A 15,817-nucleotide genomic window follows, 5' to 3' on the forward strand; every position below is an offset into this window, starting at 1 on the left:
TAACGGCGACCGCTACCCATTGGTATTGATTTAAGAGTTTGAGGTTAGTTTCTGTGCGAGCGCTTTGAGCTCACGCTGTTTCCATAATTTGAAGATGGCAGGCAGCACAAGCAAAGTCAGAAGCAGAGCTGACGCCATACCACCAATCATCGGCGCGGCAATACGCTGCATGACTTCGGAGCCCGTCCCCTCGCCATACATAATTGGAATAAGGCCGATGATGACCGTGAGTACCGTCATCATGACTGGTCGAACTCGAAGCCCTGCACCTTCACGAATCGAATCACTGAGGTCTTGTTGATTTAATGGGAGCCCTTTTTCTTGCGCATCGAGTTTGGTGTAGTGCCACGCTTGGTTGAGGTAGACCAACATGATCACGCCAATCTCAACCGCAACACCAGCAAGCGCAATAAAGCCTACCCCAACGGCAATAGAGAAGTTGTAGCCTAAGAAATGCATCAACCAGAGCCCGCCAACCATGGCAAGGGGTAAAGTCAGCATGATGATCATCACTTCACCCACTCGGCGGAAGCTGAAATAGAGCAGTAACATGATAATGGCAATCGTAATCGGAACGACCACACCCAAGCGCTCTTTAGCTCGCTCCATATATTCATATTGCCCAGACCACGCGAGAGAGTACCCAGCAGGTAAGTTCAGCTCTTGAGCAACCGTGCGTTTTGCTTCTTCAACGTAAGAGCCGAGATCTCGTCCTTCAATGTCAACGAACACCCAGCCGTTCGGGCGTGCATTCTCTGTTTTGATCATCGGTGGACCATCTTCATAACGAATGTCGGCGACATCGGCTAACGCAATACGAGCACCATTTGGCGTCACCAACGGTAGGTTTTGTAGCTTAACCACTGAGTCGCGGTAATCTTGCGGGTAGCGAACATTAATCGGGTAACGCTCCAAACCTTCAATAGTTTCACCCACGTTCATCCCACCTACTGCGGTCGACACCACTTGCTGAACTTCTTTAATGCTCAGGCCATAACGAGCAGCGGCTCTGCGATTGATATCAATGGTAACGTAACGTCCACCAGCCACGCGCTCGGCATAGACAGAAGCTGTACCTGAAATACCATTAAGGACAGGTTCTAGCTCAGAGCCGATTTGTTCGATCACTTTAAGATCCGGCCCAGCTATCTTGATGCCGATTGGCGTTTTGATACCGGTTGCGAGCATGTCGATGCGAGTTTTGATCGGCATGACCCACGCATTGGTTAAACCGGGGAACTGAACCAAGTCGTCAAACTCTTTGCGAAGGGATTCTGTCGTCACACCGTCACGCCACTCTTCTCTTGGTTTAAGCTGAATGACGGTTTCAATCATGGTCAGCGGCGCAGGATCGGTTGCGGTTTCTGCACGACCAATTTTGCCCCATGCAGTTTCTACTTCTGGCACCGTCATGATCAGCTTGTTGGTTTGTTGCAGCAGTTCACGCGCTTTACCTATCGAAATACCGGGGTAAGTGGTCGGCATATACATCAGGTCGCCTTCATCCAACGGCGGGATAAATTCACTGCCCAATTTTGTTGTTGGGTAGTACGCCGATCCCATCAAGGTCATCGCTAATACGATCATACTCTTAGGGTGCTTTAGACTGATGTTGAGTAGCGGCTTGTAGAGTGCAACAAGACCTTTGTTGATTGGGTTCTTGTGCTCGGGTAACACTCGGCCACGAATGAAGTAACCCATCAATACTGGCACTAAGGTGATCGCAAGACCCGCCGATGCCGCCATCGCATACGTCTTAGTAAACGCAAGAGGCGAGAACATCTTCCCTTCTTGCCCTTCTAGTGCAAACACGGGAACAAAGCTTAATGTAATGATCAGTAATGAGAAGAACAGTGGCGCTCCTACCTCCTGCGCGGCATCACCTATCACTTGCCAGCGGTTCTTGTCGTTGAGAGGCGTTCGTTCGATGTGCTTGTGAACGTTCTCGATCATAACGATCGCCCCGTCCACCATTGCGCCAATCGCAATTGCAATACCACCTAAAGACATGATATTGGCATTGATACCTTGCCAATGCATGATGATAAACGCCGATAGAATCCCGACTGGTAAACTCAGAGCAATAACCAATGAAGAACGAATGTGGAACAAGAACAACGCACAGACAATCGCAACAACAATGAACTCTTCCGCCAGTTTCTTCCAAAGGTTTTCTACCGCCGAATCAATCAGAGTGGAGCGATCGTAGGTTGCCACAATCTCAACGCCATCAGGCAAACTACGCTGAAGGTCTGCAAGCTTATCTTTGACCTTGGCAATCACCTCACTGGCGTTTTCACCAAAGCGCATGACGATAACACCACCGACCGCTTCGCCTTCACCATTCAGCTCAGAGATACCACGCCTCATCTGCGGGCCAAGGTTAATGTCGGCAATGTCACCCAATAACAATGGCGTTCCCTGCTTAGTCACCTTCAAAGGCAGTGCTTGAATATCTTCAATACCTGAGAGATAACCCGTTGTGCGCACCATGTGTTCGGCCTCGGCTACTTCGACCACCGATGCACCGCTCTCTTGGTTACCATTTTGGATAGCCATGTTGACTTGCTGCAAGGTCAGGTCATAAGCGCGCAGCTTGGCAGGATCAATTTGCACTTGATATTGCTTCACCATACCGCCAACAGTCGCCACTTCTGAAACGCCTGCGACAGTTTGCAGCTCATACTTTAAGAACCAATCTTGCAAGCTGCGTAGCTCGGCTAAATCATGTTGTCCGGTCTTATCTTGCAACACATAGCTGTAAACCCAGCCCACGCCGGTTGCATCTGGGCCTAACGTTGGTTTGGCGCTCGAAGGCAGTTTTGGTGCGACTTGGCTCAAATATTCCAACACCCTCGAACGTGCCCAGTACATGTCGGTATCATCGTTAAAAATGATGTAAACGTACGAATCGCCAAAGAACGAGTAACCACGCACCGTTTCTGCTCCCGGAACCGCAAGCATGGCAGTGGTGAGCGGATAGGTCACTTGATCTTCCACCACTTGAGGAGCTTGGCCCGGATAGCTGGTTTTGATGATCACCTGAACATCTGACAAGTCAGGGATCGCATCAACAGGCGTGTTTTTTACACTGTAAAGCCCACCAAAGATGAGCGCAAAGGTGGCAAGCAGCACCAAAAATCGGTTACTGATCGACCAACGAATAATGGCATTGATCATTGGCTCGCCTCACTCTGCTCTAGTTGCTTCAACAGGTATTCCGACCCTTGCTTCTCAACAAGAAAACGAACACTCTGTCCTTCTACAAAGTCGCTAAGACTCACCTCATCACCTACAGAGAAGTTCATTTCTCCCGCTGACCAGTTCCACTCCGTGACAGCTTGATGTTGCAAGGTAATCATGCCGAAATCAGCCATCAGCATGGTGATATCACCTTCCACCCACACCGTTGCTTCTATCTGAGATTCACTGACTTTGTAATCGACAATTTCATACTGACCAGAGTCTGACTTTTGCATTTCGAACTCAATCAACTGTCCTTGCTTAAGCGAATCAAACGCAACCTCTTCGGCGACGTTAAAGTTCATCACCATTCCAGGCCACTCCCATTCTGGAACTGGCTGGTGATTGATAGTGAGCATGCGGTGGTCAGCCATCACATCGGTGATCTCGCCTGTTGCCCACGCGGTTTCTGTTGGCGCTTCAACACCATTGATTCGTGATAGGTCAGCCGATTGGCTCGATTCAGAGTCCAACATAAAGTGCGCAGAAGTCACCACTTTCTGCCCATCAGAAAGCCCCTGAAGCACTTCGATTTTGTCAGCGGCTTCTCGGCCAACTTCGATGCGAGCAGAGCGATATTTGCCTTCACCTTCCGCCAAGACAACGCGAGTCATGCCACCGGAACGAATCACCGCAGAGCGAGGAATCGTCAGCACTTGGTCGCTAGTAACGGGGTTCAGCGAAACGTTGGCGAACATATTCGGTTTAAGTTGACCTTGTGGGTTTTCAAAACGTAAACGGACACGCAATGTTCGCGTATTGGGATCTAAAATCGGGTAAACGTAGTCCACTTCCCCTTTCCATTCGCCACCAGGTAGCGCATCCAAGGTCATTGATGCTTGGCTGCCTTGTTTGATCCAGTGAGATTGACGCTCAAACACTTCCGCATCGACCCATACTTCATCCAACGGCCCCGCACTGATCACCGCTTGTGCTGGCGATAGGTAGCCACCTTCACGAATGTTCAAGCTAGCAATCACACCATCAGCTGGTGCTTTGACCTCAATCGTTTGAGACGCTTTCCCCGAACGTGCAATGGCTTTAATTTGGCTACGATCGACACCTAATGTCAGTAATCGATCCGTTGCGCCTTTGATCATCCCTTGTCGTTTGGTTTTGTAGGCACTGATCAGCTCTTCTTGCGCTTTAACCAATTCAGGCGAGTAAAGCGTGAAAAGCACTTCGCCCTGTTTAACCTTTTCACCTACTGCATTGATGTAGAGCTTTTCTACCCAACCCGATACTCGCACGTTGGTTTGCCACAACTGGCTTTCATCAAAGGCAACGTAACCCACGGTTTCAATTCGAGGAGAAAGCACCGCATGTTCCGCCATGGCTGTTTTCACCCCAAGGTTATTTTCAACAGCAGGGTCAATTCTTACGGTTCCGGGTTTGTCATTGGCGCCATTTAAGTCATCGGCATAGACTGGGATAAGGTCCATCCCCATTGGTGATTTGCCCGGTTTATCTCGCTGATAATTGGGGTCCATGGGAGCGACCCAATACAATGGTTCATCACTGGCTGGAGCGTCACTGGCTACTCCGTCATTGGTTAGAGGCATCGAATGGTTCATATCAGCAAGATAATGGTTTGCCCCAAATCCAACGATTCCACCACCCATGACAGCACCAACGATTAACGCAACAGCCGCGACTTTAAATGTACTCATTTTGAATTCCCTTTATTCTTGTTGTATTGAGCGGAAGGAGCCGATACTTGGTATTCAAACCCTCCAAGCAGAGATGCAAGCTTGCTGTTGGTCTGATTTAGATCGGTGATAAGGCGTGCGAGTTCGACTTTTAGTGCCAGTTCGTCAGTCGATGCGGTGATCACATCGCCAAACTGCGCAGTGTTGTTTTGATAGCCACGTTCAACTGCTTCAATACGTGCTGTCATTTGAGGTAGCAACCGCAGCTGATAACGTTCAATACGTTCCTTTAGGTTCGTTCTGTCGATCATCAGGGCATTAACCTGCGCATTCATCTGAGCGAGTAAGGTGTCTTTTTGATACTGTGCTGCGCCCACTTGATATTGAGCTGCCGAGACATTTTTATCTTGGCGGTTATCGGTGAACAGGGGGATGTCCATCGTTAGATACGCACTCAACAAATCCGAAGCCGGTTCTCCCATCATGTTGTTCGCTTGACGATGGGCGTACATCACTTCTACACCAACTTGAGGCGTGTACGCTTGCTCAGCGACTTCGACCTGAGTACGACTCGCGGCAATATTGGACTCAGCGATTTGAGCCATTGGATGCTGATTCAACAAGGTATAGAACTGTTGTGAGCCATCGTTCGATTGCAAAATGCCGTCTAGATGCGACCAACTAAGCTGATAGCTGGCATCAATATCTGGGTTTGAGTCGAGCCATTGTGAACCGAGCCATTCAGACAATTGCGCCTTAGCTCGATGCTGCATTTGTTGATTGGACTGATACTTTTCATCCAGCTTATTGCGCTGCAATTGAACGTTCAGCAAGTCTTGCGCTTCACTCTTACCAATCGAATAGTTGGTTTGAGCATATCGCTCCATCTCTGTCATTAGACGTTGATTGTCTTGAATGACACTTGCCGCATAGCGAAGGTAGCCGAGCTCCAACCATTGCTGAGTGATGGCATTAGCAACGTCACGTTCTCGCACTTGGATTTGATAGGACACACCATCAGCCTGTTGGTTGGCTTTGCGCTGATTCAATGCCAAAGTCGAACCACGCTCAAACTGCTGCATCAAACCCACCGACAAGTTGGTCATTGGGTCTTCATCCAACTTGAACGAGTCGGTCGGTAAGCCACCGAAACCCACTTTGATCTTGGGATCCATTAAGGTTGCACTCGCTGCCCCTCGCTGACGCATAGCTTGGGATTGCGCAGCGTATTGTGCACGGCTGGTGTCACTGTCTAGCGCCAACTCAATCAACGCATTTAGCTGCTTGGTTGATGCCGCAGCAGTGGTCACAGAAACTTGATCTTCTGCGTACGAGATTAGAGGCATTGCAGAAACAATAGCTGCAATACTCAAAGGCAAGGTTTTCATGAGACCAAGCCCGTTTAATTCAATATTCACGATGTTTATCCACGAATAAAAGATATGGACACACCTCAAACGCAGATCTGTCCTGATCAGGGTTTGAGAGCTAACAATGAGGGTATTGAATTAAGCTGAGGGCGGGCGAAGTAAGGTTTGAATACGTGTAACAGGGGCACCAATCGTATCGGATTGATGTAAGGCTAACGAAAACGAAAGGGAATGCGGCGCATCAACATCGCTCGTAGGATAAGAGGTACTTGAACAAACGGAGATGCAACAGGTGTCGACACTAGAGCTGGAATCACTACAGTGACTACTTTCCATTACGTTGTGAGCAGCCAAATCGACCGTTGGGTGACTCTCTGAATGACAGTTGGTAGCCTTGTGATCCGAATGGGCGTCGCTCGAGAGTTCACGATACTCAGCCACATGATGATGCTGATGACTATCGCGTTCATCGGAAGCCATTGAGTAAGAAGGTGCATTATTCATCGCCATCATTGGCATACTCGACACATAGCTAGACATCAGCATCGCAAAGAGGCTGAATATTGCAATCCATATGTTTTTGTGAGAATGAATCATAACTTACCTTCTAATGAAGCTTTAAGTATAGACCTTACCCTTAGGGAAAGGTCAACACGTAAAACCATCGAATATTCAAAGCCCTTAACCTCTCTAAGAACAATAGATGCTCTGTATTGGCGAACTTTTCAGCCCGCCAATAATGCGCTGGTTTCACTCCCTATTCGAGCTCTAACGTTCGTTGAATTCCCGCTTCCAAAGCAAAGTCCTCATCATGGGAGACCAATAAGAAGCCTCCCTGATAATCCGATAAGGCCGATGCCAATAGAATTTTCGACTCCAAATCGAGGTGGTTATCCGGTTCATCTAACAGCAGCAATGGTTTTTCGGTTTGATGGCTAACAATCAACATCGCCAACTTCATCTTTTCTCCACCACTCAGCGTTTGTACGAGTTTAAACACCTTGTCGCTTCGAAACCCAATTCCTGCCAACAACGTTCTGGCATCACTTTCTATGAGACCCACACAGGCATTCATAAGGTTATCCAGCAATGTCTGCTCATGAATTACCACACTGAAATGCTGGTCAAGATAATAGACCGGACAGTTAATCTGAAGCTGCCCACTCAACGGGGAATATTGTCCATTAACAACTTTCAGTAAGGTGGATTTTCCGCAGCCATTGAGGCCGGTTAAGTGCACTTTATCGTTCGCCCGAACTTGCAAGGCAATGGGTGCTTGAATGCCAAATGGCAGCACAACCGATTCTAGATTGAGCACTTGATGTTTCTGTTCTGAGCCTTGAGATAAATAAAACTTTTGCGGCTTTATTTGCTCAAGTTGACTGCTCAAGGCTTGCTGCTTTTGGTCTAACAAATTGCGCCGTAAGGTCGTATTTTTATTGCGATTGGAAACACTGTCTTCCGCACTCTCTTTCATGCCGTCCAATAACATCTTAGGCTGACTGCCATCCTTACGAATCTTATTGCCTTGAGCGGCTCTTTGCTCTGCTTTCTCGCGGTTTTTCTGTTGCTGTATCTCTAGGTGTTTGGTTTGCTTAACCACCTGATTTAGCTGTCGATCCAGCGCTTGTGTTTCGGCTTGCTTACGAGCGTGGTAGTCATCATAGTTGCCCCCATAAACACGTAAGCCAAGGCTCGATAACTCCCAGATCTCGTCCATTTCTCGGAGCAATTCACGATCATGACTGATCAGTAATATGTGTCCACCAAACTCATGCATAGAGTGTTTGAGCCACTGTTTAGCTCTTCGATCTAAGTGATTTGATGGCTCATCGAGAATCAGCAACTCATGGTCCCCTGAAAATAGCTGCCAAAGCTGAAGCCGAGCTTGTTGACCACCACTCAATTGATTGCAGTCCATGAAGGGATCACACGGCAAGTTCAACTCAATTAACGCCCTCTTAAGCTGTGGCTCTGCATCCCAGTTATCACCAACCACATCAAACCAATGTTGAGAAACATCTCCTGATTCAATGTGATTAAGAGCATCGAGCAAATCCGCTTGGCCGAGAAACTCAGCGATGTTCTGCTGACCAAAAGAGACTGCCTGCTGATGATAAGTGGCGCAAGAATGCAACTTGGAGATGGAACCACTGCTGGGCTGAATTTGGCCTGAGATAATCGAAGCAAGAACAGACTTACCTGCCCCATTTCGACCGACAACTCCAACTCGCTTTTGGTTCATCGAGAACGTTAGGTGATCAAAAAGAGTGTCACCATTATCGAATTGGTAACTGATGTTATTCGCATAAAATTTTGGCATAAATTGCCTCCTGTATGACAGGGACAACAGCCGTAGCAACACATGAAAGAAACAACGAATAGATCAATGCACACAAACCCAAGTCGGGTGGTTTCTTTGAGGTGCAATGAATTGGTAGTGAGCTACGCCTACTAACCCTGTAAATCCAAATAAAGTTGATGGTATGGATGACAGGTTTAGTGCTTCATATTGGCGTAAACTCCTAAAGAAATGATGCGGTGAGTATAGCGGTTTTCATCTGTGGCTAACAAGGGGGAGTGGTCACAATTCATTCAACTTGTTATCTAGACAATATTCCACTGAACACAACTTTGTTCATCCTTAGCAAGAATAAGTACAATAAGAATATGTTATTTAAAGAGTTGGACGACTCATGTCACTCAAAGAAATCCTTCAAATAGGTAATGTGCGCAATTTCCTGATTTTTCGTAGCAGTTACTTTGCTCGCTTTTACTACCCTGTTTTCACGCTACTCTATTTGGATTACGGCCTAACCCTTTCTCAGTTCGCCATGCTGAATGTGGTTTGGGCTGCCACCATTGTACTTGCCGAAGTCCCATCGGGCGCATTTGCTGACACTCTGGGGCGCAAGAAATTGGTCGTACTTTCATCCATCGTAATGTTTATTGAAATTGCGATGATCGCCTTTGTGCCCACCGGAAACCTCGACCTTGTCTTCTTCGTATTTCTCATCAACCGAGTCTTGAGTGGTTTAGCCATGGCACTGGCCAGTGGCGCCGATGAAGCGCTCGCTTACGACACCTTGAAAGATCAGGGCAAAGAAGATTTATGGCCACGTATCTTGCAGATTCAGCTTCGCCTCTCTTCTGGTATCGGTATCTTTGTTACTCTGCTCGGTGCTGCAATGTATGATGTGAACTTTATGGCAAACGTCTTCCATTTACTTGGTTTTGCTGAACCAGAAACCACCCAAGACATCATGCGCATTCCGGTTTACGCCACTTTGCTAGTCGCTTTGGTCGCCATGTATGCCGCGTTCAGCATGAGAGAAGAGAAGAAAACCTTGCCGAGTGATGGTGGTAAACTTGCCACCACAATGGCGAGCCTAAAGTTGACCTTAGAAACGGGCAAGTGGGTCACGTCGACACCGTACGTACTGTTTATTCTGCTTTACTACAGCTTGTTTGAGCACACATCACGCATGTTTTTGACCATGAATAGCCAATACTATAGTGCGATTAACATTCCGATCATTTACTTCGGCATGATTGGGGCAGGCGTAAGCGGGCTAAAGATTCTACTGGCTGGTCAGAGCCGCCGCTTAGCTGAGTCTGTCGCACCCAAACCGTTTATCTTGATGATGGGGCTGGCGAGCATAGCAACCTACTATTGGATTAGCTTGGGTTGGTCTATTTATGGCGTGATCCCAGCATTGGTGCTGATTTTTATCATCATGACAATGAACATTTTCATCAGCTACCACCTGAATAGAAAAACCGAATCGCACAACCGAGCGACGGTGCTGAGCTTCAAGGGACTGATGTTTAACTTAGGCTATGGTTCGATTGGTATGCTGTATGCCTACTACTACAAACTGCTCTCACAGAACTACACCGAAGAACAGATCGCCGAGCACATTGACTTTATTGCTTCGCTGTCATCATTTGTTTATTACTTTGCGTTTTTGTTTATTGCTATCAGTATGGCTTTCTACGTCAAAGATAAGAAGCAACCCATCTTTTAAGTCTCTCGTTTAAATGGCCCCAAAAACAAAAAGGCGAACGGTTAAGTTCGCCTTCCTGCTTATGATTCGATTTTTAAGCGCTCAGTATTATGCCAACTGGACGACAATTTCATTCACCACAGGGACGACTGAAAGCACGAGCAAGCCTGACATAATGTAGTTGAACACCATTCGACTCTTACTGCTCTTGAGGATATTTTTCAGCACTGAACCGAACATCAGCCATACCCCTACACATGGGAACGATACGATGAAAAAGGTCGTGGCAATCATCATATTCTGACTGAGAAAGCTGTCTCCAACGGTGGTGAAAGCCGCGATAGCACCCGTTGCAACCACCCAAGCTTTACCATTTACCCACTGAAACAATGCGCCTTTCATAAAGGTCAGAGGCTTTTGTTGCTGGCTAGATTCCACCTCCCCTGCCGAACGGGCAATGAGCCAAGCAAGGTAGAGTAAATAAAGGACACCGACACACTTAATCACGAAGTGTAAGCTAGGAAAGAGCTCAAAGAGCTGAGCGAAGCCCATCCCAACGAGCAACAGCATGATGGTAAAGCCAACACAGATGCCCGTGAGTAGCGGTAAGCTCTTCTTAACGCCAAAGTTAACGCCGGATGTCATGACCATAATATTGTTTGGACCAGGGGTCACCGACGATGACACGGCAAACAACGCAACAGCGAAAAGGTATTCCATGTAGCTATCCTTACTCTTATTCTCCTTGTAGACATTACATGGTGACTGGCTATAAATTAATCAACCTTTCCTATCAATTATTCAAAATAGATTCAGTAAAAGGATGGACATCAAGCTACCGACTAAGAAGCTTGGCGTATGGAAACTGACTCTTTGACTGCTGTAATACTCTCTTTGAATCTCTTCTTGGTAGCTTTTTGTCGCCAATTCCTTGATGTAGTTGTTTTGCATAATGTGCTCTCCTTGTTTCTACCGGAAACGTTTTGATGGGAAAAGCTTAGAACCTCAAGTTAAGTTGAGGTCAACGGCAAAATCAGAAAAACGACAAAATTAATTTTGTTGTTGACCTCTACCTAGGTTGAGGTTTTAGCCTCTGTTCATTCCCAATTACACATATCTCGCACAACATAAATGGAAATGAACATGACAAAAATTGCGATTATTTACTTCAGTCAAACAGGCGTCACGAATCAACTAGCCCAAGCGATGGCCACCAGCATTGAACAGCAAGGTGAATTCGAGATTTTCTCTCACCAAATCTCAGGCAAAGAGATCCTCGAGGGCCGTTTCATCAATTCAGAATTATTTTCCACCCTCTCCGAGTGCCAAGCAATTATCTTTGGATCGCCTACCTATATGGGTAACGTATCTGCTCAGTTCAAAGCCTTTGCCGATGCCAGCAGCGAAACATGGGGCGCGCAACAATGGGCAGGAAAGATCGCGGCAGGCTTTACCAGTGGTGGATCTCCTAATGGCGATCAATCATGCACTCTGCAATACATGCAAACTCTCGCGAGCCAACATGGCATGCTTTGGGTCGGATTAGATGCCATTAGCAATTCCGGCGAACAAGGTCTTAACCGATTGGGTTCGCAAGTTGGCGTTGTGGCGCAGGACCTTGAGGGTTCTCTTCACCCGTCTGACCGAGCGACCGCAGAATACCTTGGCCAGCGCGTTGCTTTACTCGCCGAACGCTTAAGCACCGCCTCTGCAAAATAGTTACGGTTTGACTGAAAGCGAATCGGTTTACTTCGGTTTCGCTTGGCGTATGATAGCGGCTCCAAACAAGAATGATGAGAACGAGAATGAATGCGAAATTCACACAGATGATCCCAGTTGGCGTCCGCTTTATGCTGCTGTCGGCGTTAGGTTTTGCCCTAATGTCTGCCTGTGTGAAATACGTGAGCGAGTACGGCATCCCTCTGTTTGAGATTGTTGCGGCTCGTGCGTTGGTCTCTCTCATCATCAGTTATATCGACATCAAGCGTAAACGTCTGTCTGTTTGGGGTAACAACAAACCTCTGCTTATGGTCCGAGGCGTTGTTGGTACACTCGCACTGATGTGTGTGTACTACTCTGTCACTACTTTGCCTTTGGCCGAAGCCACCATTTTGCAATACGTTCACCCTGTGTTTACTGCCCTACTTGGCGTGCTGTTCCTAAAAGAACGTATTCAGGGTGCAACGATGATTTGTATCGCTCTCTGTTTGGTTGGACTTGGCTTTATGGTTCAACCAAGTCTTGCAAATTCGACGACCCAAGCATTACCTATATTCAGCGTCACCATGGCTTTGATTGGCGCACTGGGCAGTTCCATCGCTTATGTGATTGTGCGTAAGCTGAGCCAAACAGAAGACAGCTCAGTGATCATCTTTTACTTCCCACTGGTGGCCTTGCCAACGTCTGTCGCACTGATGTGGAATGACTTTGTTGTGCCGAGCTTGACCCTGACCTTTATGTTGGTACTTGTCGGTATCTTCACTCAGATTGGCCAATACGGTCTAACCAAAGCGATGCAAACCCAAGCTGCGGGCAAGGCCTCGGCTTACTCTTACGTTCAAATCGTCTTTTCGGCTCTGCTTGGGGTCGTGTTGTTCAACGAGATCCCTTCGGTTTGGACTTACATCGGCGGCAGCTTAATTGTCACTGGTGCGTTGATTAACGTATTTGGCAAAAAGTTACTGCCTAAACGCACCAGCGAAGCAAAGTCATCTTAGTGAGAATCAGCTAAGGCGAGCTTTGATTTCTTTCGCCATTGAGAAACCAATTTCGGTGCTAGGGCGCACATCATATTCGCACCAATGATCAAGCCAAGCCCTAGCCACTGAAAGGCGTGGTATGTTTGGTCGAAAAAGCACAATTGCCAAATCGCGGTAAAAATCAGATTGGTGAAAATCAGTGGCGCAAGCTGCGAGTTTGATTGGGCCAATTTGTACGCCTTAGCCCTAAATACTTGGGTGTTGATGATGAACATCGCAAGTAACACAACTGCCCCAATTAACCATTCTATTCTTACATCTGACGAGACCATCACTTGCGGGCCGCTCACTAGATTGAACATGACAATCGGCACGATAATCAGAGTGGCAAAAACAAAAGTCCAAAAGTTGATTTCAAAGGCATTGAGATCCGTTTTGCTCGCTCGATACAAACTCAACTGGGACCCTGCATTGAGCATTCCTGCGCACAGCCCAACCAAGAGTTCAGGCCGAAATTCAAAGCCCGAGATATCCCCAGCTAACAGAATCACGCCTAAAAAGGTTAAACCAAGGCCAAGCATATTCAATCGGCTGACTCTGACTGAAAAGATTAGCTTTTCTAACAAAGGGATAAACAGTGGTCCCGTGCTAAACAGCACCACACTTTCTACCAAGCTCAGATGCTGTAAGGCATAGATAAAACAGACTTGGCACAAGCCAATACATAGTGCCCGCACCCAGAGCGGCTTGAGTAATGAGCGTTGTGGAAGACGCATTTTTTTCAAACCCAACACTGCAAATAAAATAAGTGCAGGCGTTAAAAAACGTAATAAACTGAGCAGTGTGCCGTCTAGATACTGAGTAAGATACTTGGAAAAAAGACCGGTTAATGACAAACTGAAAGTAGACGACAACATGAACAACACTGGGTACAACTGATTAGGCATAATTCCTCCCTTGTTGGCCCAAAGTGTAGTGGTTCAATTGGCAAACGAATAACGCGTAAAATTGACAGATTATGTAAGAAAAACTAACAGATGAAAAAATACGCTCCGCTTAAGTCTCTCTACTCTTTTGTTGCTGTTGCTGAAACAGGCAGCATGACAGAGGCAGCCAACCAACTGAGTGTCAGCCACTCGGCCGTCAGCCAAGCGATCAAATCCTTGGAGCAGCAGTTAGGACAAGCGTTATTCCAACGTGTCGGCCGCAATGTCACGCTCAATGCCAATGGCCGAAAATACTACAAGCAAGTCGCCCCTGCCTTAGAGAAGATCGTTCAGGCGACCCAATCCATGATTGAAGAACAACACAGTCACCGTCTCACACTTAATATGGTTAACTCGTTGGCGATGCATTGGTGGATTCCTAGGGTGAACCAAATCAATCAATTTGCTCCGCAGTTAGATGTGCGTATTTCTACCTTAACCGGCAGCTTTACCATGGAGTCAGAAGGGGTCGATGTGGCGATCATTCACGGTAAAACCGACCAGTGGCAAGACTACTATTGCGAGCGATTAGCCCAAGACGAATTGATCATGGTCGCCAGCCCTGAACTGGTTGATGACAATACAACACCACAATCGCTGCTCGCTCAATATCCAGCGATCATTGCCGCCAATGATAGGCGCAAGCATGACTGGCAAGTATGGTGCTCCCATTATCAACTCGATGTACCCGACTCTGCCCACAACCTTAGCTTTTCAGCGTCCGTACAAGCGGTACAGGCTGCTACGCGAAAGCTTGGGGTCTTTGTTACTCATCGCCAATTTATTCGTGACGATGTCGAACACGGGATGCTTGTAGAAGTGGGCGATGCGGTGATTAATCCGCACCAAGATTTCTATTTTGCTTGTGCGCCTGACAAGTTAAAGAATGAGAATATCCTCTTGCTGCGCAGTTGGTTAAGAAGTGAGTTTAGCGGCTGATAGCAGCGCGTAAGACAGGCACAAAAAAGCCCAGCGAAGTTGAAGTCGCTAGGCTTTTCATATTTGAGTGAAACAAAGATTACTTCGTAATGAAGATCTGCTCTGTTTCTAGTGATGTCATTGCGCGAACTTGGCGCCAAACGTAGTAGAAGATACCCATCATCATTACCAAGCTTGGAATCGCAATCATTGGGTAGCTGTAGAGCGTCAGTTTGCCGAGCTCTTCGTTAAACTCCGCGGTACCTGCTGGACTGGTGACAATCCACGTCGCCAAGAAATAGTTCATCGCTGAAGAAAATGCGAATGTGCTAGCGAACAAGTAGTTGGTGTTCATCAGGCAACGCTCAAAACGCTCTGGGTTGCCCTTCTCTTTCAAACGCTCTTCAATCAGTGGCATGTTAAGCAGTGCTGGCGTGAAAATCACTTTTTGCACAAATGGGTAACGAGTGAACGTTGAGCCAAGAACCGCTAAACCAATCAGGCCCGGAATCAACGCTTCTTTCAGCGCCAACCAACGCGTATCAAGCTCAAGCAGGCCGATACCACCCGTCAGCAATACGCTGATAAAGCCAAGGGCTGCGATGAAGTTAAACTTCTTGTTTCGGATTAGTTCCATGCCGCCAAAAGCGAGAGGGAATGCTAGCGCAACAATCAGCGCAAGCCCTGTTCCGAGATGCTCTTCTCCACTGAATTTCATCAAAATAAATGACGGGAGGAAAACGTTGAAAATAATCTCGAACAAAGGGTTCGACTTTTTGTTTGCCGTGTTGCTCATAATATCTAGTGCACTATTTTTAAAATCTGTGGGGGATTGTTCCCTGATGACGCCAAGATGTAAAGCCTTAAACGTTACCAATGCGTTCATGCTGTGTAACGAGTTATTAAAATGCAAAAGCCCTCAAGCTAATTCAGCCAAGGGCTTAG

Annotated in this window: 13 protein-coding genes; 4 read left to right on the forward strand and 9 right to left on the reverse strand. The window is 47.2% G+C overall.

Features of this window, described 5'->3' with window-relative positions:
• Positions 1–30 precede the first annotated feature (30 nt).
• The 5 genes from EJ063_RS02580 to EJ063_RS02600 form a co-directional block, all read right to left on the reverse strand.
• Positions 31–3,180 carry an efflux RND transporter permease subunit gene (locus EJ063_RS02580; RefSeq protein WP_126572442.1) on the reverse strand — a complete coding sequence of 1,050 codons (3,150 nt, stop codon included), beginning with the start codon at positions 3,178–3,180 and terminating at the stop codon, positions 31–33.
• The gene (locus tag EJ063_RS02585) at positions 3,177–4,913 is read right to left on the reverse strand and encodes an efflux RND transporter periplasmic adaptor subunit (RefSeq protein WP_126572443.1); all 1,737 of its coding nucleotides are present in this window, start codon (positions 4,911–4,913) and stop codon (positions 3,177–3,179) included. The genes EJ063_RS02580 and EJ063_RS02585 overlap by 4 nt, the downstream gene beginning before the upstream one ends.
• Complete coding sequence (locus EJ063_RS02590) at positions 4,910–6,280, reverse strand: TolC family protein (protein ID WP_126573097.1); 1,371 nt, start codon at positions 6,278–6,280, stop codon at positions 4,910–4,912. The genes EJ063_RS02585 and EJ063_RS02590 overlap by 4 nt, the downstream gene beginning before the upstream one ends.
• A gap of 120 nt (positions 6,281–6,400) precedes the next feature.
• Positions 6,401–6,859, reverse strand: a complete 459-nt coding sequence (locus EJ063_RS02595) for a hypothetical protein (RefSeq protein ID WP_126572444.1) — start codon at positions 6,857–6,859, stop codon at positions 6,401–6,403.
• A gap of 160 nt (positions 6,860–7,019) precedes the next feature.
• Positions 7,020–8,585, reverse strand: coding sequence for an ABC-F family ATP-binding cassette domain-containing protein (locus EJ063_RS02600; protein ID WP_126572445.1), 1,566 nt, complete (start codon positions 8,583–8,585; stop codon positions 7,020–7,022).
• 373 nt (positions 8,586–8,958) lie between these two features.
• Here EJ063_RS02600 and EJ063_RS02605 point away from each other — a divergent pair, with 373 nt between their 5' ends.
• On the forward strand, positions 8,959–10,290 hold the full coding sequence (locus EJ063_RS02605; protein WP_126572446.1) for an MFS transporter: 1,332 nt from the start codon (positions 8,959–8,961) through the stop codon (positions 10,288–10,290).
• A gap of 87 nt (positions 10,291–10,377) precedes the next feature.
• Here EJ063_RS02605 and EJ063_RS02610 read toward each other — a convergent pair whose 3' ends face one another.
• Both EJ063_RS02610 and EJ063_RS20965 read right to left on the reverse strand, forming a co-directional pair.
• A complete protein-coding gene (locus EJ063_RS02610; RefSeq protein WP_126572447.1) occupies positions 10,378–10,989 on the reverse strand; it encodes a LysE family translocator in 612 nt (203 codons plus the stop codon).
• 81 nt (positions 10,990–11,070) lie between these two features.
• Positions 11,071–11,220: a hypothetical protein gene (locus EJ063_RS20965; protein WP_167469856.1), complete on the reverse strand. Its 150-nt coding sequence runs from the start codon at positions 11,218–11,220 to the stop codon at positions 11,071–11,073.
• 192 nt (positions 11,221–11,412) lie between these two features.
• On the opposite strand from EJ063_RS20965, the gene EJ063_RS02615 reads away from it, so the two are divergent.
• Both EJ063_RS02615 and EJ063_RS02620 read left to right on the forward strand, forming a co-directional pair.
• A complete protein-coding gene (locus tag EJ063_RS02615; RefSeq protein ID WP_126572448.1) occupies positions 11,413–11,988 on the forward strand; it encodes a flavodoxin family protein in 576 nt (191 codons plus the stop codon).
• Positions 11,989–12,074: 86 nt separating this feature from the next.
• Positions 12,075–12,986, forward strand: coding sequence for a DMT family transporter (locus EJ063_RS02620; RefSeq protein WP_208640333.1), 912 nt, complete (start codon positions 12,075–12,077; stop codon positions 12,984–12,986).
• On the opposite strand, the gene EJ063_RS02625 is transcribed toward EJ063_RS02620, so the two are convergent.
• Positions 12,983–13,915 (reverse strand): DMT family transporter, encoded by a 933-nt coding sequence (locus EJ063_RS02625; protein WP_126572449.1) that lies wholly within the window; start codon positions 13,913–13,915, stop codon positions 12,983–12,985. The genes EJ063_RS02620 and EJ063_RS02625 overlap by 4 nt on opposite strands.
• 90 nt (positions 13,916–14,005) lie before the next feature.
• Here EJ063_RS02625 and EJ063_RS02630 point away from each other — a divergent pair, with 90 nt between their 5' ends.
• Positions 14,006–14,893: a LysR substrate-binding domain-containing protein gene (locus tag EJ063_RS02630; RefSeq protein ID WP_126572450.1), complete on the forward strand. Its 888-nt coding sequence runs from the start codon at positions 14,006–14,008 to the stop codon at positions 14,891–14,893.
• Positions 14,894–14,972: 79 nt separating this feature from the next.
• Here EJ063_RS02630 and EJ063_RS02635 read toward each other — a convergent pair whose 3' ends face one another.
• Positions 14,973–15,668, reverse strand: coding sequence for a VC0807 family protein (locus tag EJ063_RS02635; protein WP_126572451.1), 696 nt, complete (start codon positions 15,666–15,668; stop codon positions 14,973–14,975).
• Positions 15,669–15,817 lie beyond the last annotated feature (149 nt).

Source organism: Vibrio aquaticus, from assembly GCF_003970385.1.
Taxonomy (GTDB): Bacteria; Pseudomonadota; Gammaproteobacteria; order Enterobacterales; family Vibrionaceae; genus Vibrio; species Vibrio aquaticus.

Bases quoted from the DNA above. Each gene is read 5' to 3' on its own strand.
- EJ063_RS02580 (WP_126572442.1), bottom strand. From the start codon at position 3,180: ATGATCAATGCCATTATTCGTTGGTCGATCAGTAACCGATTTTTGGTG.
- EJ063_RS02635 (WP_126572451.1), bottom strand. From the start codon at position 15,668: ATGAGCAACACGGCAAACAAAAAGTCGAACCCTTTGTTCGAGATTATT.
- EJ063_RS02630 (WP_126572450.1), top strand. From the start codon at position 14,006: ATGAAAAAATACGCTCCGCTTAAGTCTCTCTACTCTTTTGTTGCTGTT.
- EJ063_RS02625 (WP_126572449.1), bottom strand. From the start codon at position 13,915: ATGCCTAATCAGTTGTACCCAGTGTTGTTCATGTTGTCGTCTACTTTC.
- EJ063_RS02605 (WP_126572446.1), top strand. From the start codon at position 8,959: ATGTCACTCAAAGAAATCCTTCAAATAGGTAATGTGCGCAATTTCCTG.
- EJ063_RS02595 (WP_126572444.1), bottom strand. From the start codon at position 6,859: ATGATTCATTCTCACAAAAACATATGGATTGCAATATTCAGCCTCTTT.
- EJ063_RS02620 (WP_208640333.1), top strand. From the start codon at position 12,075: ATGAATGCGAAATTCACACAGATGATCCCAGTTGGCGTCCGCTTTATG.
- EJ063_RS02600 (WP_126572445.1), bottom strand. From the start codon at position 8,585: ATGCCAAAATTTTATGCGAATAACATCAGTTACCAATTCGATAATGGT.
- EJ063_RS02615 (WP_126572448.1), top strand. From the start codon at position 11,413: ATGACAAAAATTGCGATTATTTACTTCAGTCAAACAGGCGTCACGAAT.
- EJ063_RS02585 (WP_126572443.1), bottom strand. From the start codon at position 4,913: ATGAGTACATTTAAAGTCGCGGCTGTTGCGTTAATCGTTGGTGCTGTC.
- EJ063_RS02590 (WP_126573097.1), bottom strand. From the start codon at position 6,280: ATGAAAACCTTGCCTTTGAGTATTGCAGCTATTGTTTCTGCAATGCCT.
- EJ063_RS02610 (WP_126572447.1), bottom strand. From the start codon at position 10,989: ATGGAATACCTTTTCGCTGTTGCGTTGTTTGCCGTGTCATCGTCGGTG.
- EJ063_RS20965 (WP_167469856.1), bottom strand. From the start codon at position 11,220: ATGCAAAACAACTACATCAAGGAATTGGCGACAAAAAGCTACCAAGAA.